The 21448-nt window shown below is 56.8% G+C and carries 19 protein-coding genes; 13 read left to right on the top strand and 6 right to left on the bottom strand.

Annotated features, from left to right (window positions below):
• The first annotated feature begins 128 nt into the window (after positions 1–128).
• Entirely contained in the window at positions 129–656 is a 528-nt protein-coding gene (locus HII27_RS15195) for a hypothetical protein (RefSeq protein WP_370631777.1), read from the top strand.
• A gap of 28 nt (positions 657–684) precedes the next feature.
• Here the strand turns inward: HII27_RS15195 and HII27_RS15190 are convergent, their stop codons facing one another.
• Positions 685–1479, bottom strand: coding sequence for a YdcF family protein (locus HII27_RS15190; RefSeq protein ID WP_185668703.1), 795 nt, complete (start codon positions 1477–1479; stop codon positions 685–687).
• Between the two features lie 328 nt (positions 1480–1807).
• Between HII27_RS15190 and HII27_RS15185 the strand changes: the two genes are divergently transcribed.
• The 6 genes from HII27_RS15185 to HII27_RS15160 all read left to right on the top strand — a co-directional run bounded on the left by HII27_RS15185 (position 1808) and on the right by HII27_RS15160 (position 8577).
• Positions 1808–3130, top strand: a complete 1323-nt coding sequence (locus HII27_RS15185) for an MFS transporter (protein WP_185668682.1) — start codon at positions 1808–1810, stop codon at positions 3128–3130.
• Between the two features lie 199 nt (positions 3131–3329).
• Complete coding sequence (locus HII27_RS15180; RefSeq protein ID WP_185668702.1) at positions 3330–3761, top strand: MarR family winged helix-turn-helix transcriptional regulator; 432 nt, start codon at positions 3330–3332, stop codon at positions 3759–3761.
• A complete protein-coding gene (locus tag HII27_RS15175) occupies positions 3761–5413 on the top strand; it encodes an MFS transporter (protein WP_185668681.1) in 1653 nt (550 codons plus the stop codon). Before HII27_RS15180 ends, HII27_RS15175 begins: the two co-directional genes overlap by 1 nt.
• Before the next feature lie 24 nt (positions 5414–5437).
• A complete protein-coding gene (locus HII27_RS15170) occupies positions 5438–6523 on the top strand; it encodes an HlyD family secretion protein (protein WP_185668680.1) in 1086 nt (361 codons plus the stop codon).
• Positions 6520–7896, top strand: a complete 1377-nt coding sequence (locus tag HII27_RS15165) for an efflux transporter outer membrane subunit (RefSeq protein ID WP_185668679.1) — start codon at positions 6520–6522, stop codon at positions 7894–7896. Before HII27_RS15170 ends, HII27_RS15165 begins: the two co-directional genes overlap by 4 nt.
• Positions 7897–7917: 21 nt before the next feature.
• Positions 7918–8577 carry an O-methyltransferase gene (locus tag HII27_RS15160; protein WP_185668678.1) on the top strand — a complete coding sequence of 220 codons (660 nt, stop codon included), beginning with the start codon at positions 7918–7920 and terminating at the stop codon, positions 8575–8577.
• A gap of 83 nt (positions 8578–8660) precedes the next feature.
• On the opposite strand, the gene hrpA is transcribed toward HII27_RS15160, so the two are convergent.
• Positions 8661–12563: an ATP-dependent RNA helicase HrpA gene (gene hrpA / locus HII27_RS15155; protein ID WP_185668677.1), complete on the bottom strand. Its 3903-nt coding sequence runs from the start codon at positions 12561–12563 to the stop codon at positions 8661–8663.
• Between the two features lie 199 nt (positions 12564–12762).
• Here hrpA and azoR point away from each other — a divergent pair, with 199 nt between their 5' ends.
• A complete protein-coding gene (gene azoR / locus HII27_RS15150) occupies positions 12763–13365 on the top strand; it encodes an FMN-dependent NADH-azoreductase (RefSeq protein ID WP_035893172.1) in 603 nt (200 codons plus the stop codon).
• Between the two features lie 123 nt (positions 13366–13488).
• On the opposite strand, the gene HII27_RS15145 is transcribed toward azoR, so the two are convergent.
• Together HII27_RS15145 and HII27_RS15140 are read right to left on the bottom strand one after the other, a co-directional pair.
• Positions 13489–13896 carry a GFA family protein gene (locus HII27_RS15145; RefSeq protein ID WP_185668676.1) on the bottom strand — a complete coding sequence of 136 codons (408 nt, stop codon included), beginning with the start codon at positions 13894–13896 and terminating at the stop codon, positions 13489–13491.
• A gap of 11 nt (positions 13897–13907) precedes the next feature.
• Entirely contained in the window at positions 13908–14774 is an 867-nt protein-coding gene (locus HII27_RS15140; RefSeq protein WP_185668675.1) for an aldo/keto reductase family oxidoreductase, read from the bottom strand.
• A gap of 247 nt (positions 14775–15021) precedes the next feature.
• Here HII27_RS15140 and HII27_RS15135 point away from each other — a divergent pair, with 247 nt between their 5' ends.
• Together HII27_RS15135 and HII27_RS15130 are read left to right on the top strand one after the other, a co-directional pair.
• Complete coding sequence (locus tag HII27_RS15135) at positions 15022–16029, top strand: zinc-binding alcohol dehydrogenase family protein (RefSeq protein WP_185668674.1); 1008 nt, start codon at positions 15022–15024, stop codon at positions 16027–16029.
• A gap of 1 nt (position 16030) precedes the next feature.
• Positions 16031–16318 carry a putative quinol monooxygenase gene (locus tag HII27_RS15130; RefSeq protein ID WP_185668673.1) on the top strand — a complete coding sequence of 96 codons (288 nt, stop codon included), beginning with the start codon at positions 16031–16033 and terminating at the stop codon, positions 16316–16318.
• Between the two features lie 3 nt (positions 16319–16321).
• On the opposite strand, the gene HII27_RS15125 is transcribed toward HII27_RS15130, so the two are convergent.
• Positions 16322–17224: an alpha/beta hydrolase gene (locus tag HII27_RS15125; protein WP_185668672.1), complete on the bottom strand. Its 903-nt coding sequence runs from the start codon at positions 17222–17224 to the stop codon at positions 16322–16324.
• Positions 17225–17898: 674 nt separating this feature from the next.
• Here HII27_RS15125 and HII27_RS15120 point away from each other — a divergent pair.
• Genes HII27_RS15120 through HII27_RS15110 form a run of 3 tightly spaced genes read left to right on the top strand, consistent with a single transcriptional unit; the run spans position 17899 to position 20712 of the window.
• A complete protein-coding gene (locus HII27_RS15120; protein WP_185668671.1) occupies positions 17899–18972 on the top strand; it encodes an ABC transporter substrate-binding protein in 1074 nt (357 codons plus the stop codon).
• Positions 18959–19966, top strand: coding sequence for a FecCD family ABC transporter permease (locus tag HII27_RS15115; RefSeq protein ID WP_185668670.1), 1008 nt, complete (start codon positions 18959–18961; stop codon positions 19964–19966). Before HII27_RS15120 ends, HII27_RS15115 begins: the two co-directional genes overlap by 14 nt.
• Positions 19963–20712, top strand: coding sequence for an ABC transporter ATP-binding protein (locus tag HII27_RS15110; protein WP_185668669.1), 750 nt, complete (start codon positions 19963–19965; stop codon positions 20710–20712). The genes HII27_RS15115 and HII27_RS15110 overlap by 4 nt, the downstream gene beginning before the upstream one ends.
• On the opposite strand, the gene HII27_RS15105 is transcribed toward HII27_RS15110, so the two are convergent.
• Positions 20696–21436 (bottom strand): substrate-binding domain-containing protein, encoded by a 741-nt coding sequence (locus HII27_RS15105; RefSeq protein WP_185668668.1) that lies wholly within the window; start codon positions 21434–21436, stop codon positions 20696–20698. The two genes, HII27_RS15110 and HII27_RS15105, sit on opposite strands and share 17 nt — an antisense overlap.
• Positions 21437–21448: the final 12 nt, after the last annotated feature.

Raw genomic sequence — 21448 nt, 5'->3', positions numbered from 1 at the left:
GTGAAGCCGCGCGAAAAGATAGCGCGCTAATTTTCCGCAAGATTCTGCACTGGTTTAGCCGAGGTTTATCGCGAAAGACCTATCATGTAGCGCAATGTTTTTTCTTTCTGGCTTTACTGAGTTTTAAAATGCGTAAAATACCCAGCGTGCTGGCATTTGCGTCGGCACTGCTGCCGGCCGCCTCCAGCTTTGCAGATGAGATAAATCTCTACTCCGTTAATACCGGCTCCTTTGTCTACCATATGAGCGGCAACCACGGTCAATATAACGAAAAATTCAATAACGACTTTTTCTCCATCGAACGTAAGTTCTCTGAAGATTCAAAATACAGTCTGCTGGTCGGCACAATGAAGAACAGCTTTGCTGACCGCTGCCTGTCGCTCGGCGTGCGTCGCGACTGGCTGCAGGGCAGTGGCCAGAATAAGGGCTGGACCTTTAAAGGCGTATACGCCTATACGGGCGAGTTCTTTTTTGATGCCTTCAGCCACTGCGGCGACTCCGGCACCTACCACACGGCGAAAAAAATCACCGGCGTGGGCTTCTCACCGTATATCTACCACGGGCTGCAGTACAACTTTACCGACTACTTCGGTATTGAAAGCGGCATTATTCTGCCGTCGATATTTGTAGTCAGCGTGCAGTGGAGTTTCCGCTAGCCCGGCCGGGACGGCGGCCGGATTAGCGTCAAGCCATCGTTCGGCTAGCTAAGATCTGCTGAAGCTGCGGATCGGCTGAAAGGTGCTGCCAGGCGGCTTCGACTTCAGCGGGGATATCGACGTGAGCAATAAAGTCTTTCCCGCGCGGCCCATAACCCTGAGCATCATCACGCAGACGAGGCACTTCACCGAGCAGCAACGACAAATAGCGCGATACCGGCCACAGCCCAACCGCCGGTTGACGATAGCTAACACCGTCCGGTGTATTGACCAGTTCCGGTACGTATCCTGGATAGCTGAGCCAGCGCGGCGCGTTGTCCACGCTCTGCCAGACGCGGGTAAAAGTCGCCATCGTGCGGCGCTGCATGGTGGGGTCCTGCACCACCGTCACCGTATCGGGACGAATGCCCCTTTCGTTCATCACCCGGCGGGTAAACCAGGCGTTCTCACCGCAGTTGCTAGACTGGTCTTCTACCACAATGCGCTCCCGCGGGATCTGCCAGAAACGGTGGGCAATCTCCGCCAGCAGCGTCGCCTCGGCTTCGCCATCGCAGCTAATGCTTTGATAGCGCGGGTGCTGGGCAATGGCCTCGTAGAGGAAATTTGTCGAATGACCAATGCCGCCGCTTATCAATAGCGAACCACCGTGTTCGCTCACCAAGTGACAGGCCGCCTCAATGGTTGGCATCACGGCATTCCCCGCCATGACCACCCACTGCGTTTGTGAAGCCTGCGGCGGCGCAGCAAAATCATTTTGCGCCAGCCAACGCCCCAGCACGTTGGCAGCGTTCAGCGTTTCCTGTGGTAAGTTTGACACGTTCATCACCTGCTCTACTCCCTTCATTTCTACCATTTTGTAACAATCCTGAAATAACCAGAAACGTCTAAAAACAACAGGGTTGCACCTGAATAAAACGCCATTTAAAAGATATTTTTTAGCATTTAAATCTACTAAATAACAAACTTAAAGTTAAAACGAACAGAAATGGTTCTCATTTTTGCTCGCAAATTTCAATAACACGCTTGCCAAAGATAACACTCATATCTAAGTTGCTTAACAAACACACAACCTTTTTCACAATCCAGGTTGCACCATTCAAACAAAAAAGGTGACACCTGATTTTAACCCAATGTGGCGGGAGTTATTCTTCATGACAATACAAGAAAGTAGCACCACGATCCTGAAAAAGAATAAGAGGGTCCTGATTGCGAGCCTGACCGGCAGTTCCATTGAATGGTTTGACTATTTTTTATACGGAACAGCAGCCGCACTGGTGTTCAATAAAATCTTTTTCCCGATGGTTGACCCGGTCATCGGCCTGATTCTCTCCTACCTCTCCTTCTCGCTCACTTTCTTTATCCGCCCGATTGGCGGCGTGATCTTTGCTCACATTGGCGACCGTATCGGTCGTAAAAAGACGCTGGTGTTAACCCTGTCGCTGATGGGGAGTGCAACCGTGATGATTGGCCTGCTGCCGACCTATGACATGATTGGCATCTGGGCACCGATTTTACTCATTCTGATGCGTATTATTCAGGGGATTGGTATCGGCGGTGAATGGGGGGGCGCGCTGCTGCTGGCCTATGAATACGCGCCGGAAAAACGTAAAGGCTTCTTCGGCAGTATTCCGCAGGCAGGCGTGACAATTGGGATGCTGATGGCGACCTTTATCGTCTCGCTGATGACCCTGTTCAGCGAAGAACAGTTCCTCTCCTGGGGCTGGCGCATTCCGTTTTTGATGAGCGCAGCACTGGTGCTGGTTGGCCTGTGGATCCGTAAAGATATCGACGAAACGCCGGAATTCAAGAAGGTGAAAGAGTCGGGTAAAGTCGCTAAAGCGCCGCTGCGCGAAACGCTGACCAATCACTGGCGCGAAGTGATTATCGCAGCGGGTCTGAAGGTGGTAGAAACTGCACCGTTCTATATCTTCTCCACCTTCGTCGTGAGTTACGCCACCACTACCCTGACCTACCAGAAGTCACAGGTGCTGGAAGCCGTAACGCTCGGCGCACTGGTTTCGACAGTGATGATCCCATTGATGGGCCTGCTCTCCGATAAGATTGGCCGTCAGCGGATGTACGCGATTAGCGTCGTGCTGCTGGGTCTGTTTATCGTGCCGTGGTTCCTGCTGCTCAACACCGGCACCACCTGGGGGATCACCCTCGCCACCGTGATCACCTTCGGGATTTTATGGTCACCGATTACCGCCGTGCTGGGTACGCTGTGTTCGGAAATCTTTAGCGCCAACGTACGCTATACCGGTATCACGCTGGGCTATCAAATTGGCGCTGCGCTGGCAGGCGGCACCGCGCCGCTGATTGCGACCGGTCTGCTGGCAAAATACAACGGCGATTGGGTTCCCGTTGCCTGGTATCTGGCAACGACGGTGGCAATTTCTCTGACGGCGATTTTCTTTGCCAGTCGTCGGAAAAATCACGCGGCTTCGGTAAACGCGCAAACCAGTCAGATTTAACCCGTAGCCCGGACGAGGCGTGTTAACGCCGACTCCGGGTGTTTTCCCGACGGCGCTTCGCTTGGCCGGGCTACAGAAACACTCACATAGCAAACAAACAATCACCTTCCGATAACATTTATTTTTCACATTCACTTGAATTATGGTTTTCGGCGAACGTAGAATCATTAGAGCTCTAATGATTCTGAACAGATCGCCAATGGATAACCGTCAGCTTAATTTTTCTCATCTCCTCTATCTCACCGCCCACCACTGGCGGCTGGCGGTAAACCGTCGGCTGAAAGATCTGGGTATGAGTCAGGCCACATGGGTCGCCGTGGCCAGCATTGCGCGCAACGAACAGCCGCTATCGCAAGCTGAGCTGGCTCAGGAGTTGGGCGTGGAAAGCGCCACCGTGGTGCCGCTGATTAACAAACTGGTCGAGGCCAGGCTGGTCGAGCGAGTGATGACCGATCGCGATAAACGTAAACGGCTGCTGGTCGCCACGCCAAAAGGACTTGAGCTTTATCATCAGGTGAAAGCCGTGGCGGATGAACTACGTGAAGAAATTCTGACGGTGATTACCCCGGAAGAACAAGAGATAACCCGCAACGTACTGATCCGGCTGCTGCGCGAAGTGGAGAAGAAATAATGGCTCCACCGCGTCGTGACCCCTATGCCCCGCACGACTGGGCACCCCACGAAAAACCGGCGATCCTCGGCTCACCATCAACGCCTATTCACAGCGCACCGAAACGGGTGGCCTACGGCATCGTCGGCCTGCTGGTCTGCCTCACCGGCGCGCTAGGCAACGCGGTGGTGACCGCCAATCTACAAAACCTACAGGGTTCGTTTGCCGCCTGGTCGACGGAGATTGCCTGGCTGCCTGCCGTGTACGTCATGACCAACGTCTCGATTAATCTACTGTTGGTGAAATTCCGTCAGCAGTTTGGCCTGCGGGCGTTTACAGAAGGCTTTCTGGTGCTCTACGTGCTGGTCACCTTCTTCCACCTGTTCGTCAATGACCTCAGTTCGGCGCTGATGGTGCGCGCCGCCCACGGCATGGTGGCCGCAGCGCTCAGTTCGCTCGGGATCTATTATCAGGTGCAGGCCTGGCCGGCGAAACACCGCCTGAAGGCGTTGACCATTGGGATTACCGGCTCGTCGTTGGCGATCCCCATCGCCCGCCTGTTCTCCACTGAATTGCTGCAAATCGATGAATGGCGCGGGCTTTATTTCTTCGAGCTGGGGTTAGCGCTGGTATCGCTGGCCTGCGTTATCGCCCTCAAGCTGCCGCCGAGCGATCGCAAAAAAGTATTCGAGAAGAAAGATTTTATTACCTTTATTCTACTGGCTCCCGGCATGGCACTGATTTGCGCCGTGCTGTCGCTGGGCCGTCTGGACTGGTGGTTTGAAGCGCCATGGATAGGCTGGTCGCTGGCAGCGGCGGTGGTGCTGATTGTGTCCGCCATTATCTTTGAACATAACCGCACCAACCCGCTGCTCAATACTCGCTGGCTCTCCAGCGGCAGTATTTTGCGCCTGGGGCTGATTATGGTGCTGATCCGCATCGTGCTGGCGGAGCAGAACACCGGCGTGATCGGCTGGCTTCAGTATGTAGGACTGCAAAACGAGCAGATGACGACGCTGGCCTGGTCCATTTTTGCCGGTATTACCTGCGGGATTATCGCCAGTTGCCTGACGCTAAACCCGCGCCGCCTCTACTGGCCGACCGCCACGGCGTTAACGCTCATCATGATAGCCTCGCTGCTGGACAGCCAGTCCACCAGCCTGACGCGCCCGGACCAGCTGATGTTCAGCCAGTTCCTGCTTGGTTTTGGCAGCGCCTTCTTCCTCGCACCCGCCATGCTCGCCGGTATCGGCGGGGTGATTGCCGATCAGCGCAATCTGGTGAGTTTTTCGGTGCTGTTTGGCATGAGCCAGAACATTGGCGGGCTGCTCGGTTCAGCGATCCTCGGCACCTTCCAGACCTGGCGTGAGAAGTTTCACTCCAGCCAGCTTGCCGACCAGATAACCACCCTCAATCCGCTGATTAACGAGCGGCTACAGCTTTACGCCCAGCAGTATCAGAGCCAGCTTGGCGATAGCGCGCTTTTGAACGTTCAGGCCAGTACCGTGCTGCAAAACCTCTCCACGCTGGAGGCCAATATTCTCGCCTACAATGACACGTATCTGCTAACAGCGGCCATTTCCGCCGCCACGCTGCTGTGGGTGTTCTGGCGATTATTAAGATTGCGTATTACCGCCCATATCGCGCTGAAACGTGCGACGGGAAGCAAATAACAACAAGAGAGATCTGGAGTCGTTATGAGTCAGCAGGATGCGGCCCAACAACAGGCCAATACCCGAAACAATATCCGCGTGGTATCCATTTTTACCGCCGCAGCCATCGGCCTCGTCGGCGTACTGGTGATTCTGTACGCCTGGCAGCTACCGCCGTTTACCCGCCACAGTCAGTTCACTGACAACGCCTACGTGCGCGGCCAGACCACCTTTATCAGCCCGCAGGTCAATGGCTACGTTACCGGGGTAAACGTGCAGGACTTTAACCAGGTCAAAAAAGGCCAGGTACTGTTCCAGATTGATGACCGCATCTATAAGCAGCGCGTGCACCAGGCACAGGCGCAGCTGGCAATGAAGGAAGCGGCGCTACGCAATAACCTCCAGCAGCGCAAAAGCGCCGAGGCGGTGATTGTCCGCAACGAAGCGGTGCTGCAAAACGCCCGCGCGCAGAATCTGAAATCGCAGGCGGATTTAAAGCGCGTGCAGGATCTGACGGCGGACGGTTCGCTGTCGATTCGTGAGCGTGACTCTGCCCGCGCCAGCGCCGCTCAGGGCGCGGCGGATATTGAGCAGGCGAAGGCGACGCTGGAGATGTCAAAGCAGGATTTGCAGACCACCATCGTCAACCGTGACGCGCTGGAAGCCGACGTGGCCAACGCCAAAGCCTCGCTGGAGTTGGCGGAGATAGACTTGCAAAACACGCGCATTATCGCCCCCACCGACGGCCAGCTTGGGCAAATTGCCGTGCGGCTTGGCGCGTACGTGACCGCCGGAACGCACTTAACGCCGCTGGTGCCGCCGCAGCACTGGGTTATCGCCAATTTGAAAGAAACTCAGCTTGCAACCATACGTATCGGCCAGCCGGCGACCTTTACCGTCGATGCGCTCAACAGCGAGAAGTTCAGCGGTACCGTGCAGAGCATTTCACCGGCCACCGGCGTGGAGTTCAGCGCGATTTCACCGGATAACGCCACCGGTAACTTTGTCAAAATTGCCCAGCGTATTCCGGTACGCATTGCAGTGGATGAAGGACAGAATAACCTGCAGCGCCTGCGTCCGGGGATGTCGGTACAGGTCACCATCAATACCCGCGCGGAGGCGAAGCCATGATCCGGCCCGTCGCCCTGATGCTGGCTCTCGCGCTGGTCGGCTGTCAGTCTGCCGACGTACAGCGCGCCGAACCTACGCTGGCTATTCCTGCCGCCTGGCGCGCCGACATTGGCCCTGCCAGCCCGGTCGAGGGGGTATGGTGGCGCAATTTTCACGACAGCGCGCTCAACCAGTACGTTGACCAGGCGCTACGCTACAACAGCGATGTGCTGATCGCCCGCGAGCGAGTGAATGAATATCAGGCGCGCGCCTATGCCGCCGATGGCAGCCTGTTCCCCACGCTGGACGCCGGGCTAACCGGCACTCGCGCCCGCGCACAGTCTGCCGCTACCGGTTTACCGATTCACAGCACGGTCTATAAAGGCGGCCTGACTGCCAGTTATGATGTCGATCTCTGGGGGGCAAATCGCAGCGCCTCCGATGCCGCTGAGGCAAGCCTGGCGGCGCAAAAAGCCGCCGCCGCCGCCGCAGATTTGACGGTCGCGACCTCGGTTTCCGTCGGCTATATCACCCTGCTGTCGCTCGATGAGCAGCTACAGGTTACTGAGCAAACGCTGAAATCACGGGAAGAGGCGTATAGGCTGGCCAAACGCCAGTATGAAACCGGCTATACTTCTCGCCTCGAACTGATGCAGGCGGATTCAGCGCTGCGTTCTACTCGTGCTCAGGTGCCGCTGCTGCGCCATCAAATCGCCCAGCAGGAGAACGCGCTGAGCGTGCTGCTCGGCAATAATCCCGGCGAAGTAAAACGCAACGCGTTTGATAAACTCACCCCGCTTTCGCTGCCGTTGCAGCTTCCCTCTACGCTGCTCAACCGCCGCCCCGATATCGCTCAGGCCCAGCGTCAGTTGATCGCCGCCGATGCGACCCTGGCATCGGCGCAGGCCAAACTTCTGCCATCGATTAATCTGACGGCAACCGGCAGCTTCCAGGACCGCACGCTGCCGGACCTGCTCGATAACCCACTGCGGCTCTGGAGCATTGGCGGCAGTATTCTTGCGCCGTTGCTCAACCGTCAGGCGCTGAATGCGCAGGTCGACGTGTCGATGGCCCAGCGCAATCAGGCGCTGTACAGCTATGAAAAAACAGTACGCAGCGCGTTTAAAGAGGTCAACGATAGCCTCGATGCCATCACCCGCTACGGCGAACAACTGACTGAACTGCAAGGTCAGGAAGACGTGGCGCAGGAGACCCTGCGGCTGGCGCAGAATCGCTACAACAACGGTTACTCTTCTTATCTTGATGTGTTGGATGCGCAGCGTACCTTGTTCTCAACGCAAATCAGCGTAGTACAGGTGAAAAACAATCTGCTGCTGGCGCAAATCGATCTTTACCGGTCGCTAGGAGGCGGCTGGTCTTCACTGTCAGGCTGACAAATCCCAAGGGGTGTCACAATGCAAAAACAGTGGTCGGACGTTGATAATTATTTGATAGAGAACCTGATTCCCAGCGATCCCGTGCTGTCTCAGGTGTTAGAGAACAACCATCGTGCCGGTCTGCCCGCGCACGATGTGGCGGCCAATCAGGGGCAGCTGCTGGCGCTGTTTATCCGTATGGTGGGGGCGAAATCCATTCTGGAGATAGGTACGTTAGGCGCGTACAGCACCATCTGGATGGCTCGCGAACTGCCGCCTAACGGGCGGTTAATTACCCTCGAAGCCGACCCGCTGCACGCCCGTGTGGCGCGAGAGAATATCGCGCTCGCCGGGCTTGATAGTGTGGTAACGCTGCGCGAAGGTCCGGCGCTTGATTCTTTGGCGACGCTTGCGGATGCCGCGCCGTTTGACGTGATTTTTATTGATGCCGATAAGCCAAATAATCCGTACTACCTGCAATGGGCGCTGAAATATTCTCGTCCAGGAACACTTATCATCGGCGATAACGTGGTGCGCGACGGTGAGGTAACCAATCCCAATAGCACCGACGACCGCGTGCTCGGCGTGCGTCGGTTTATTGAGATGATGCATAACGATCCGCGCCTAACGGTCACGGCACTGCAAACGGTCGGGATTAAGGGGTGGGATGGGTTTACGCTGGCGTGGGTAAACGCGTAGAAACGGTAAAGACCCGGGGTCGGCGTGCGCCTCGCCCGGGCTACATCATTATTGAAGCCCGGCCAGGCGCAGCGCCGCCGGGATCAGGCGACGATCTGTTCCATCGCTTGCAGGATACGTTTATCCGAGATCGGATACGGCGTCCCCAACTGCTGAGCAAAGAAGCTGACGCGCAGCTCTTCAATCATCCAGCGAATTTCCTTCACATCATCATCTTTACGACGCGACGGCGGCAGCTTGTTCAACCACTGTTGCCACGCCTGCTGGACGCTTTCCACTTTCAGCATCTGCGCGCGGTCGCGGTGTGGGTCAACGGCCATCTTCTCCAGTCGTTTTTCAATCGCCTGCAAATAACGCAGCGTATCACCCAAGCGGCGGAAACCGTTGCCGGTGACGAAGCCGCGATACACCAGGCCGTTCATCTGCGCCTTAATGTCTGACAACCCCAGCGCCATGCTCATGTCCACGCGCCCTTTCAGCCGTTTGTTGATGTTGAACACCGCGGTGAGAATTTGCTCAACCTGTTTGGCAATCTCGACCACCGTCTCATTAAGCTCGGCACGCACTTTCTCGTGCAGCGCGGCAAAGCCCGCTTCACTCCACACCGGCCCGCCCGCTTCATCAATCAGCTTGTCCACGCCGCAGGAGATGCAGTCATCAATCAAATCCAGCACTTTGCCGTACGGGTTAAAGTAGAGCCCGAGCTTCGCCTTGTTCGGCAGCTTTTCGTGCAGATACTTGATCGGCGACGGGATATTCAGCAACAGCAAACGACGCAAGCCGCGCCACATTGCCTGCTGCTGTTCCAGCTGGTTATCGAACAGTTTGATGGCGACGCTGTCACGTTCATCCACCAGCGCCGGCCAGGCTTTGACCTTATAGTTGCCGCGTTTCTGTTCGTAACGGTCCGGCAGGTCGCCAAAGCTCCAGATATGCAGGCCATTCTGCTCGATACCGTCGTCGGCAACCGACGACAGCGTCTCCTGCACTTTGCCCTTCAGCGTATCTTTCAGCACCTGCAGCGAACGCCCTTCCTGCAGCTTCTTGTTTTTGTCGTCTACCACGCGGAAGCTGATTTTCAGGTGATCGGGCACCTGATCCCACTGCCAGGCTTCACGGTCGACGGTTACACCGGTCATCCGGCGCAGTTCGCGCTCTAGCGAATCCAGCAGCGGCAGTTCCAGTGGCGTCACACGGCCTAAGAAAGCCTCAGCGTAGTTCGGCGCAGGCACAAAGTTACGACGTACCGGCTTCGGCAGCGATTTAATCAGCGCGATAATCAGCTCACGGCGCAGCCCCGGGATCTGCCACTCAAACCCGGCCTCTTCAACCTGGTTTAACAGCGGCAGCGGAATATGCACCGTCACACCGTCGGCGTCAGCCCCCGGCTCAAACTGATAGGTCAGACGCAGCTTCAGGTTGCCCTGATGCCAGAAGTTCGGGTAGTCCAGCTTACTAACCTGCTCCGCCCCTTCTTTTATCAGCATGCTCTTTTCGAAGTTGAGCAGATCCGGCGTTTCACGGCTGGCCTGCTTCCACCACTTATCAAAGTGGCGCGCGGAGATTACTTCGTGGCTGATGCGCTGGTCATAGAACTCAAACATCGTCTCGTCATCCACCAGGATGTCGCGGCGACGCGATTTGTTTTCCAGATCTTCAATTTCAGCACGCAGCTTTAAGTTGTCGCGGAAGAAGGCGTGACGGGTCTGCCAGTCTCCCTCCACCAACGCGTGGCGGATAAACAGCTCGCGGCACAGCGCCGGGTCAATCTGGCTGTAGTTAACCTTACGAGCCGCCACAATCGGCAGGCCATAAACGGTCACTTTTTCGGTCGCCATCACCGCGCCCTGCGCCCGTTCCCAGTGCGGTTCACTGTAGGAACGTTTGATCAGATGCTGCGCTACCGGCTCCACCCATTCCGGGTCGATGCGAGCGGCAATACGCCCCCACAGGCGGCTGGTTTCGACCAGTTCGGCGACCATCGTCCATTTCGGCGGCTTCTTAAACAGCCCCGAACCCGGGAAGATGGAGAAGCGCGCGTTACGCGCACCGGTAAACTCCTGCTTATCGGTATCTTTCATCCCGATGTGCGACAGCAGACCGGTCAGCAGCGAAATATGAATTTCGCGATATTCTGCCGGTTCACTGTTTACCGGAATACCCAACTCTTTCACCACCTGGCGCAACTGGGTGTAGATATCCTGCCACTCGCGCACGCGCAGGTAGTTGAGGAAGTCGAGCTTGCACTGGCGACGGAACTGGTTCGACGACAGCGCTTTTTGCTGCTCGCCGAGGTAGTTCCACAGGTTCACAAAGGCCATGAAATCCGACTCTTTGTCGTGGAAGCGACGATGTTTTTCATCAGACGCCTGCTGTTTGTCCATTGGACGTTCGCGCGGGTCCTGAATAGAGAGCGCCGAAGTGATGATCATCGCTTCGCGCACGCAGCCGTGCTTCTGCGCTTCCAGCACCATACGCGCCAGACGCGGGTCAACCGGCAATTGGCTAAGCTGGCGGCCCTGCGGCGTCAGCTTGTAGGCGGTGGCCTGTTCATCGGTGGTAATGGCGCCCAGTTCTTCGAGCAGGCGCACACCGTCCTGAATGTTGCGTTTATCCGGCGCTTCCACGAACGGGAACGCGGCGATATCGCCAAGGCCCAGCGCGGTCATCTGCAAAATGACGGAAGCCAGGTTGGTACGCAGGATTTCCGGGTCGGTAAACTCCGGGCGTGACAGGAAATCGTCTTCCGAATAGAGACGGATACAGATACCTTCCGACACACGGCCGCAGCGGCCTTTACGCTGGTTTGCAGAGGCCTGAGAAACCGGCTCAATCGGCAGGCGCTGCACTTTGGTGCGATAGCTATAGCGGCTGATTCGCGCCGTACCGGGGTCAATCACATACTTGATGCCCGGTACCGTCAACGAGGTTTCCGCCACGTTGGTGGCCAGCACGATGCGTCGCCCGCTGTGCGACTGGAAGACGCGGTTCTGCTCGCTGTTTGATAAGCGGGCGTAGAGCGGCAGGATCTCGGTATGGCGCAGGTCGCGTTTGCTCAGCGCATCGGCGGTGTCACGAATTTCACGCTCGCCGCTCATAAAGATCAGAATATCGCCCGGCCCTTCCTGGCCCAGTTCATCGACAGCGTCAAAAATCGCCTGCAACTGGTCACGCTCGGTGTCATCCGCGTCTTCAACGATCGGACGATAGCGAACGTCTACCGGATAGGTTCGACCGGAGACTTCGATAATCGGCGCGTTATTAAAGTGACGTGAGAAACGTTCGGGGTCGATGGTCGCCGAGGTGATGATCACCTTGAGATCGGGACGCCGCGGCAGTAACTCTTTCAGGTAACCGAGCAGGAAGTCGATGTTGAGGCTGCGTTCGTGCGCTTCATCGATAATGATGGTGTCGTACTGCATCAGCAGGCGGTCCTGCTGGATTTCCGCCAGCAAAATACCGTCGGTCATCAGCTTGACCATGGTGTTATCGCTGACGTGATCGCTAAAGCGAACCTTATAGCCAATGCAGCCGCCCGGCTCGGTTTTCAGCTCTTCGGCAATACGGTTGGCGACGGTGCGCGCCGCCAGACGACGCGGCTGGGTATGGCCAATCAGTCCCTTGATCCCGCGCCCCAGTTCCATACAAATCTTCGGTAACTGGGTAGTTTTACCCGAGCCGGTCTCCCCGGCAACAATCACCACCTGGTGGTCGCGCACGGCGTTGAGAATATCTTGTTTCTTCTGGCTAACCGGCAGGTTTTCCGGGTACTCAATCACCGGACGCGCCGCTTCACGTAGCACGACCTTACCGGAAGCCTGTTCAATTTCCTGCGCCATCTCCTGGTAAATGGCCTGTTGTGCTTCAGGATTTTTAACCTTCTTGACGCCGTGGAGTCGGCGGGCAAAGCGCAGTTTATCCCGTAGCGTCAGCGCATCGAGGCGCTGGCTGAGCATCGCAAAGGTGATTTTTTGTTGTTCTGTCATAGTCTTATTGGGCAGCGCACTGCCGGGAAAAGCTCTCATAAAGAATCGTCATAGCATACCACACTTGCGCATTTCAGGCCTTGTTCAAAAAAACTGAACATAGACTTCGATATATTGCGCTATCTCTGTGGCAGGATTGTGAATAAAGTGTCATCAAGCAACAGGGCATCGCCCGTCAATCAAATATAAGGAATTACCTATGAGCAAAGTATTAGTTCTGAAATCCAGCATCCTGGCAGGCTACTCTCAATCAGGTCAGCTGTCCGACTATTTTGTTGAACAGTGGCGTGAAAAGCACTCCGCTGACGAAATCACCGTCCGTGACCTGGCTGCCAATCCAATTCCGGTGCTGGATGGCGAACTGGTCGGCGCGCTGCGCCCAAGCGACTCCCCACTGACCCCACGTCAGCAGGAAGCGCTGAAGCTCTCTGACGAACTGATTGCTGAACTGCAAGCCCACGACGTGATTGTTATCGCCGCGCCGATGTATAACTTCAACATCCCAACGCAGCTGAAAAACTACTTCGACCTGATTGCCCGTGCTGGCGTGACCTTCCGTTACACCGAGAAAGGTCCAGAAGGTCTGGTTACTGGTAAACGCGCTATCGTACTGAGCAGCCGCGGCGGCATCCACAAAGATAGCCCAACTGACCTGATCACCCCATACCTGAACGTGTTCCTGGGCTTCATCGGGATCACCGACGTGAACGTGGTCTTCGCGGAAGGTATCGCTTACGGCCCAGAAGTGGCAACCAAAGCGACCTCTGATGCGAAAGCTGCGATCGACAGCCTGGTAGCATAATCGCCCCCAGCAATACAAAAACCCTGCTCACATGAGCAGGGTTTTTCTTTTGTAGCCCGGCCAAGCAAAGCGCCGCCGGGACCGTCTCCTAGCCTCCGGAGTCGGCGTGCCGCCTCGTCCCGACTACTTTCTGTCGTAGCGCAAATACCCCGCGATACCACCGCCGCCATCTTTTGGATGGTGAACACCGTCATGCACTTCCACGCAGGCAAAATCAAACGGTGACACGCCCTCGAGACAGGCGACATTAATCCCGTATTGCTCGGGGTTCGAGCGCCGCTGATGGAAGGTGTAAATCCCGCACACCGAACAGAAAAAATGGACGGCCTCGCCGGTATTAAAGCGGTACTCCGTCAATTTATCCTGCCCGCGTAGTATCTTGATGCCGGACAACGGCGCGGAAACCGCAACTGCACCGCGCATCCGGCAGTAAGAGCAGTTGCAGCGGCGAGCCGTGTTCAGGCCATCACTCAGCGCTACGGTGAAAGCCACCGCGCCGCAGTGACACTGGGCAGAGCGTTTGTCCGTCATTAAGCCTCCCGTTATACGCGAGCCGCGATGCCGTCGAGCGTCGCCAGCGCGTGCTCAGGTAAGGTCAACTGCCCCGCCGCCATGTTTTCCTGCAGATGCGTCACCGATGACGTACCGGGGATCAGCAGAATATTGGGTGAACGGTGCAGCAACCAGGCCAGCGCCACCTGCATCGGAGTTGCATTTAGCGAGCTTGCGACCTCGTTCAGCGCGGAGGATTGCAGCGGTGAGAATCCGCCCAGCGGGAAGTACGGTACATAGGCGATACCGTCACGCGCCAGTGTATCGAGCAGTTCGTCATCGCGGCGGTGCGCAATATTGTACTCATTCTGCACGCAGACAATGTTAGCGAGCTTGCGCGCTTCCGCCACCTGCGTCGGCGTCACGTTGCTCACCCCAATATGTTTGATAAGCCCCTGCTGCTGCAGTTCGGCCAGCACGCTAACGCTGGCTTCAATAGACCCTTCGCGTGGCGCATGACCGTCGCCGATCATCACGCGCATATTGACCACATCCAGCACATCGAGGCCGAGGTTGCGTAGATTGTCGTGCACCGCCTGCTTTAACTCCTCGGCGGAAAACGCCGGCAGCCAGGCGCCTTTGTCATCGCGACGCGCGCCAATTTTCGTCACAATCACCAGGTCGTCAACATAAGGATGCAGCGCTTCGCGGATAATCTGATTGGTCACGTGTGGGCCGTAAAAATCGCTGGTATCGATGTGATTCACACCAAGCGCCAGCGCTTCGCGCAGTACGGAAATCGCGGCATGTCTATCTTTTGGCGGACCAAATACGCCTGGGCCTGCCAGCTGCATCGCCCCGTAACCGAGGCGATTAACGAATTGAGAACCAAGGGAAAACGTAGTGTAACGGGTCATAACGTCCTGCCTGTAACATCATGATGAATGTGACCGTCAGTATAGGAACGCTTTTTAGGTTGCCACTGTGCTTTTCATGCCATAAACGCAAAAAAGTGACCCAGCCCACGTCCTTCTCCGGAGCTGGACATATTTTTTATAGGGATTTTCGCGATTTGCGAATAACACTTATCGCCAGCACGCTATTTTTCCCACGGCGACATGCTTCTACTATTCGGCTATTCCCATTGATACCCGGAGAAATTACATGAAAGCATTCGCCATTACCCGCGCTGCCAGCGAAGGCAGCAACATTCCTTTTCTCAGCGAGATTGGACTGCCGATTCCTGAGGCGACAGGCCACGATCTGCTGGTCGAAGTCAAAGCCATTTCCGTGAACCCGGTGGACACCAAGGTTCGCGCCGGGTTTAGCGGAGATACGCCGCGCGTGCTGGGATGGGATGCCGTTGGCGTCGTCAAAGCGGTGGGCCCGCAGGTGACGCTCTTCGCTCCTGGCGATGAAGTCTGGTACGCCGGTGCCCTGGGACGCCCAGGCAGCAACAGCGAGTTCCAATTGGTCGATGAACGTATTGTGGCGCTGAAACCGCGCACGCTGGATAACGCCTCTGCCGCGGCGCTGCCGTTAACGGCGATTACCGCCTGGGAGTTGCTGTTTGACCGCCTTGGCGTTACCCGCGGGGGTAACGAAGGCGATACCCTGCTTATCGTCGGAGCGGCGGGCGGCGTAGGTTCCATCCTGACGCAACTGGCAAGCAAGCTCACCAGAATGACCGTGATCGGCACCGCTTCCCGCCCTGAAAGCCAACAGTGGGTGCGCAATGCCGGTGCGCATCACGTGATCGACCACCGCCAGCCGCTGACTCAGGAACTGGCCCGCATTGGTATTCCAGCCGTGACGCATGTTGCCAGCCTCAACAATACCGATGAGCACTACCTTGAGCTGATTGCTGCCCTGGCGCCGCAGGGGAAGCTGGCACTCATTGACGATCCAGAGAGCCTCGATGCACGCCCATTAAAGCTGAAAAGTATCTCGCTGCATTGGGAGTTTATGTTTACCCGCTCCATGTTTGAGACCCAGGACATCATTGCGCAGCATCAATTGCTGACGGAAATAGCCACACTTATCGATCAGAAAACTATCACCACGACGCTTGGCGAGCATTACGGTGCCATCACCGCGGAAAACCTGCGCAAAGCGCACGCCCAGCTCGAAACCGGCCGGGCGGTGGGTAAAATTGTGCTGGAGGGATTTTAAAATGATTTCAATTATTGCCGTACTGAAGGCGAAAGCGGGAAAACGGGAAGCGTTAAGCGAGGCGCTAAAAGCGCTACTGGCTCCGACGCGTCAGGAGCCGGGAAACCATGACTACGCGCTGTTTCAGTTGCGCGATGAGCCGGACACCTTTTATGTCCGCGAGTCCTGGGATGACCAGGCTGCGCTGGAGACCCACGTGTCCCTCCCGCATTTCCAGACTTTTATCGGGCAGATGGACAGCCTGTTAGCCGAGCCGCTGCGGCTGGACTATCTCACGCCCATCGAGTAAGCCCTACTCCTGTAGCCATTTTTCATAATGGGCAGGCCATTGGACGGTTTTCGTCCCTGGCCTGCCTAACGCGAAGCCATGTCCGCCGGTCGGATAACGGTACATCGTTACCGGAATCCGCTCGCGGAGACAGGCTGCCTGCATAATAAGCGTGTTATGAGGATCGGACACCGGATCGTCCTCAGCCTGTACTAGAAACATCGGCGGCGTGCGCGGCGTAACGTATTGTTGCACCGACCACGCGGCCTCTTCGCTTTCCGTCGCCGATTTTCCCACCAGTATTTTATGCGTTGCGGTATGGGTATAGGGCTTCTCAAGCGTAATAACAGGATAAATCAACGCCGCACGGCTTACGCTTGCTGGTCGTTCATCCAGCGCATCCTGCGCCGGGTAGCTATGATAATCCGGCCGTGTTGCGGCCATTCCCAGCAGATGCCCTCCGGCGGAGAAACCCAACGCGCTCACCTGCTTTTCCCGTTGTGCTACGATCCGCAGCGCCCGCTGAGCGTCCTGCAGCGCCACCAGATTGCCATCGTTCCAGCCCTCACCCGGTAACCGATAGCTCAACAGGTACGCGGTATAGCCTCGGGCAACCAGCCAGCGGGCCGCGGGCCAACCTTCCATCGCCATCTCAATTCGCTGATAGCCTCCCCCGGCGGCAATCAATACGCCGTGGCCGTTAGGTGCGGTTGGTGTCAGTACCGTAAGCGATGGCGTGACTACCTGGCTTTGCGCCCCTTTTTGGCTTACCCGCATCGGCCCTATCGGCCCGCCACCACCGGGCGGCGTAGCGGGCCAGAGCGGTATCGTCTGTTGCTGCCATGACGCAGAAAAGGCCGATGAGAAACCGTATCGGGCTGAAAATAGCGTAGCGGTGATACCCAATAGAAAATGGCGGCGGTGCATAAGTGCGACCCAGTAAGTACGGAATCTACAGTTAAGCAGAAAAGAAAGGATGAAGAATGGAGGATTTATGACCAATGATTACAGGGATATCTCGCCTTGAACGGGCTAAATTCCGAAAAGCGTATAGCTGGATAAAAACACAGCCATTTTGATTGCTAGCGCCTGAATGCCTGCTATAGGATCTCAGCACTCCCGAGCATTCGGGGGAGGCGCAATGTTGCGGGGACTTTATCCCCGGCGGCACCTGTTGCTGGAAAGAGAAAACCCCCGCACGTTGTTTGGTATAACCTGGCAACGTAACGAGGGCTAAACTTGAACCTCAACGACTCAAGGATAGCCGCGTACGGTTGCCATTGCAACACAGGCGGTTATATGACGTTCAGGGAAGCGTTAGTGATTGCGGTTGTGACATCAGTGATTGGGCCTATCGTGGTCACGCTGGTTTGTCACTTCTTCAACCTCTAACCTGACAGGAGCGTGATGCCTCGTCGCAATGACGGCATGCGCCCGAACCGGGTCACTGGGGTAAAACCTGGTGGCCTTTTTCGTTAAGGGTTTGTTATGCGCGGCATTGGCCGCAGATATTTAGGGGTAATATTCTCGGATGGTTTGCATTTTCCAACGTTATATAATCAAATACACATCGTTTAATTCCCCTCCTTACTGAGTGACCCATGTCGACATTACAACGTTTACTCCTTGGCCTGACGCTGGCCTGCGCTAGCCTGGTGGCTGCCACCCCTGCGCTGGCCGATCGCACCGTAACCGATCAGCTTGGTCGTCAGGTGACCCTTCCCGATACCGTTAACCGCGTGGTGGTTCTCCAGCACCAGACGCTTAACCTGTTAGTCCAACTCAACGCCTCTGACGATATCGTCGGCGTGCTGAGCAGCTGGAAAAAACAGCTCGGTCCTGAGTTTGCCCGCTTTATGCCCGGCATTGAGAAACTGCCGATGCCGGGTGACCTGACCCAGGTCAATATCGAAAGCCTGCTGGCGCTGCACCCGCAGGTGGTGTTTATCGCCAACTATGCGCCAGAAGCGATGATTCAGCAGATCACTAACGCGGGTATCCCGGTTGTGGCCATTTCTCTGCGCGAAGATGCTGTTGGTGAGAAGAATAAGATGAACCCGACGATGGCGGATGAAGAGCACGCCTACAACGAAGGGCTCAAGCAGGGTATTCGTCTGATTGGCGAAGTGGTCAACCGCAAAACAGAAGCTAACCAGCTTATCGACTACATCTTCAGCGCTCGTGCGAAATTCAACGCCCCGGTCGCCAATATTCCGCAAGCGGAGAAAGTGCGTGTCTATATGGCGAACCCGGATCTCAACACCTACGGTTCCGGTAAATATACCGGCCTGATGATGCAACATGCGGGCGCGATGAACGTGGCGGCAGCAACGGTCAAAGGCGCGCGTCAAGTCTCGCTTGAGCAGGTATTGCAGTGGAACCCGCAGGTGATTTTCGTCCAGGATCGTTACCCTGAGGTGGTGAAACAAATCACCGCCGATCCGCAGTGGCAAGGCATTGATGCGGTCAAAAATCATCGCGTCTGGTTAATGCCGGAATACGCTAAAGCGTGGGGCTACCCAATGCCTGAAGCGCTGGCAATCGGCGAACTGTGGATGGCGAAAAAGCTTTATCCGGAACGCTACAAAAACGTCGATGTCGATGCGCAGGCGCAGGCGCAGGATTACTACCATCGTTTCTACCGTACCGACTGGCAGGCTAATGCACATCAGTAGTCATCCCAAAACGGTACAGGGTGGGCTGATGTTGCTCACCCTGGTGGTTGCTGTGGTCTCACTTTGTTTTGGGCAGTATGGTCTGTCGATTGGCGATGTACTGAACCAACTCATGCATCCGCACAGCGATGCCGATATTGCCCATCAAATTGTCTGGTCCGTACGCCTTCCTCGTATTCTGATGGCCCTGTTGGCAGGCGGCGCGCTGGGTTTGTGCGGCGCGACGTTACAGGGCGTGTTCCAGAACCCGCTGGTCGACCCGCATATTATCGGCGTGACATCCGGCTCCGCCTTCGGCGGCACGCTGGCGATTCTGCTGGGCTTCAGCATGCCAATGATGATGGGCTCTACCTTCTTCTTTGGCCTGCTGGCGCTGACGCTGGTCTACCTGCTCGCCGCGCTTCAGGGAAGAGAGAGCACGCTGGTGCTGATTCTCGCCGGGATTATTCTCAGCGGTTTCTTTGCCGCGCTGGTGAGCCTGATGCAGTACATGGCCGATACCGAAGAGGTGCTGCCTAATATTGTGTTCTGGTTGCTGGGCAGTTTTGCCACCGCCAACTGGACTAAAGTGCTGCTGCTGTCGATCCCCGTCGCCGTAGCGGCGCTGGTGCTCTACAAGCTGCGCTGGCGTATCAATTTACTGTCGCTGGATGATAAAGACGCCCGTGCCCTTGGCGTGCGCGTTACCGCGCTGCGCCGGGGTGTGCTGCTGTGCTGCGCGCTGCTGGTAGCGGCACAAGTGGCGGTAAGCGGCAGCATCGCCTGGGTGGGGCTGGTGATCCCGCACCTGGCGCGGATGCTCTCCGGCGCCGATCATCGCCGCCTGCTGCCCTGCGCATTCTGGATGGGGGCGAGCTTTATGATTCTGGTGGATGACCTCGCCCGCACGCTGACCGCCGCCGAAATCCCGATTGGGATCATCACTGCGCTGGTAGGTGCCCCGCTGTTCACCGTTATGCTGGTACGCGCAAGCCGAAAAGGAATGCTCAAATGACCCCAACGCTTTCCCTTTCCCGGCTCGAGTATGGCCATAAAATGCCGCTGTTTGCGCCACTCAGCCTGCACTGTCAACCGGGTGAAGTCTGGGCCATTCTCGGGGCAAACGGGCGCGGAAAAAGTACGCTGCTGGACACCATCACCGGTGTGTTGCCGGCCATCGCAGGTGATATTACCGTGACCGGCGGCGTGGGCATCGTTCCACAGTCGTTCCACCCGGCCTTTGCCTGGCGTGTACGGGAAGTGGTGTTGATGGGCCGCGCGCGGCATATCGCCCTCTTCTCGCAGCCACAGGACGAAGATGAACAGCAGGTGATGGCCGCGCTGGCGCTGCTGAATATCACTGCGCTTGCCGACGCGCTGTTCAGCAACCTGTCTGGCGGCCAACAGCAGTTGGTGATGATTGCCCGTGCGCTGGTCAGCGCCAGCCAGAACATTCTGTTGGATGAACCCAGCTCGGCGCTGGATCTGGGGAATCAGCAAACGGTGTTACAGCTGATTAGCGATCTGGCCCACGCACAGTCGCGTACGGTGATGTTCACCACCCACGACCCCACGCATGCGCTGCAGGTCGCCAGCCATACGCTGCTGCTGTTGCCTGACCGTCAGTGGCTGGCGGGGCCAACCGACGAAATTGTGCAGGAACAGAACCTACAGCAGGCGTACGGCGTCAAAGTTCGCAAGCTACAGCTTGAGGATTATCCTGCCGCCGTGGTCACGCCACTGTTTACTCTGCGTCGCTAGCCAACATAAAGCCCGCATCGCGCAGGCAGCGCTGCCCTTCGTCCGCGAGGATAAACCGGTAGAACTGCCGCGCGACGGCGCTATCGTCCAACATAGCCATGTAGTAATCGCAGCGAATATTCCACTCCGCCGGGATAACCACGCTGCGCACATCCTGCTCGCCTTGCAGCGCCGTTGCGTAGTGCGCGTAGCCGATAAACAGATCGGCTAACCCTTCGCGAATCAGCCAACTGCTCGCCATTTCACCCGCGGGCACCGTCAATGAATCGCGCCCACCGACTAGCGGCATTGCCCGCCGTTTCAGCGATTCGCCGAGTCCAGGAAAGCCCGCTTCAAGCCGTTCAAACAGCTGCCAGGTGTAATCTCCCGACGGATCGCACAGCGGCGTTGATGTACCAAGACGCAGCGACGGGTCGCTCAACAGTTCGAGCCAGCTTTTATCTGCCGTTTTCGGGGTATTTCTGACCGTCAGAATTAGCGAATTGCGCGCAAATAGCTGCAGGCCGTGCGCCCGCCCGCTATCGCAGAGCGTTTGCGGGTGCTGTCGGTTAGCGGAAGCAAAGAGCGAGCACGTCGCCCCGCCCTCGATGCGCTCACGCAGTAGCCCGGCAGGTCCGAAAACAAGTTCAACGGGTATCCCGGTTTGAGCGGTAAAGAGAGACTGAAGCGGAATAAAAGCGCGGCGGAGGCTGCCCGCCGCCAGCAAAGTGAGTGTGGTGTTCATAGTAAGCACGTA

The sequence above is a fragment of the Kluyvera sichuanensis genome (genome assembly GCF_014218705.1).
GTDB lineage: Bacteria > Pseudomonadota > Gammaproteobacteria > Enterobacterales > Enterobacteriaceae > Kluyvera > Kluyvera sichuanensis.
The sequence above is the reverse complement of the archived record's forward strand: the minus strand, read 5'-3'. Positions and strand labels throughout refer to the sequence as shown.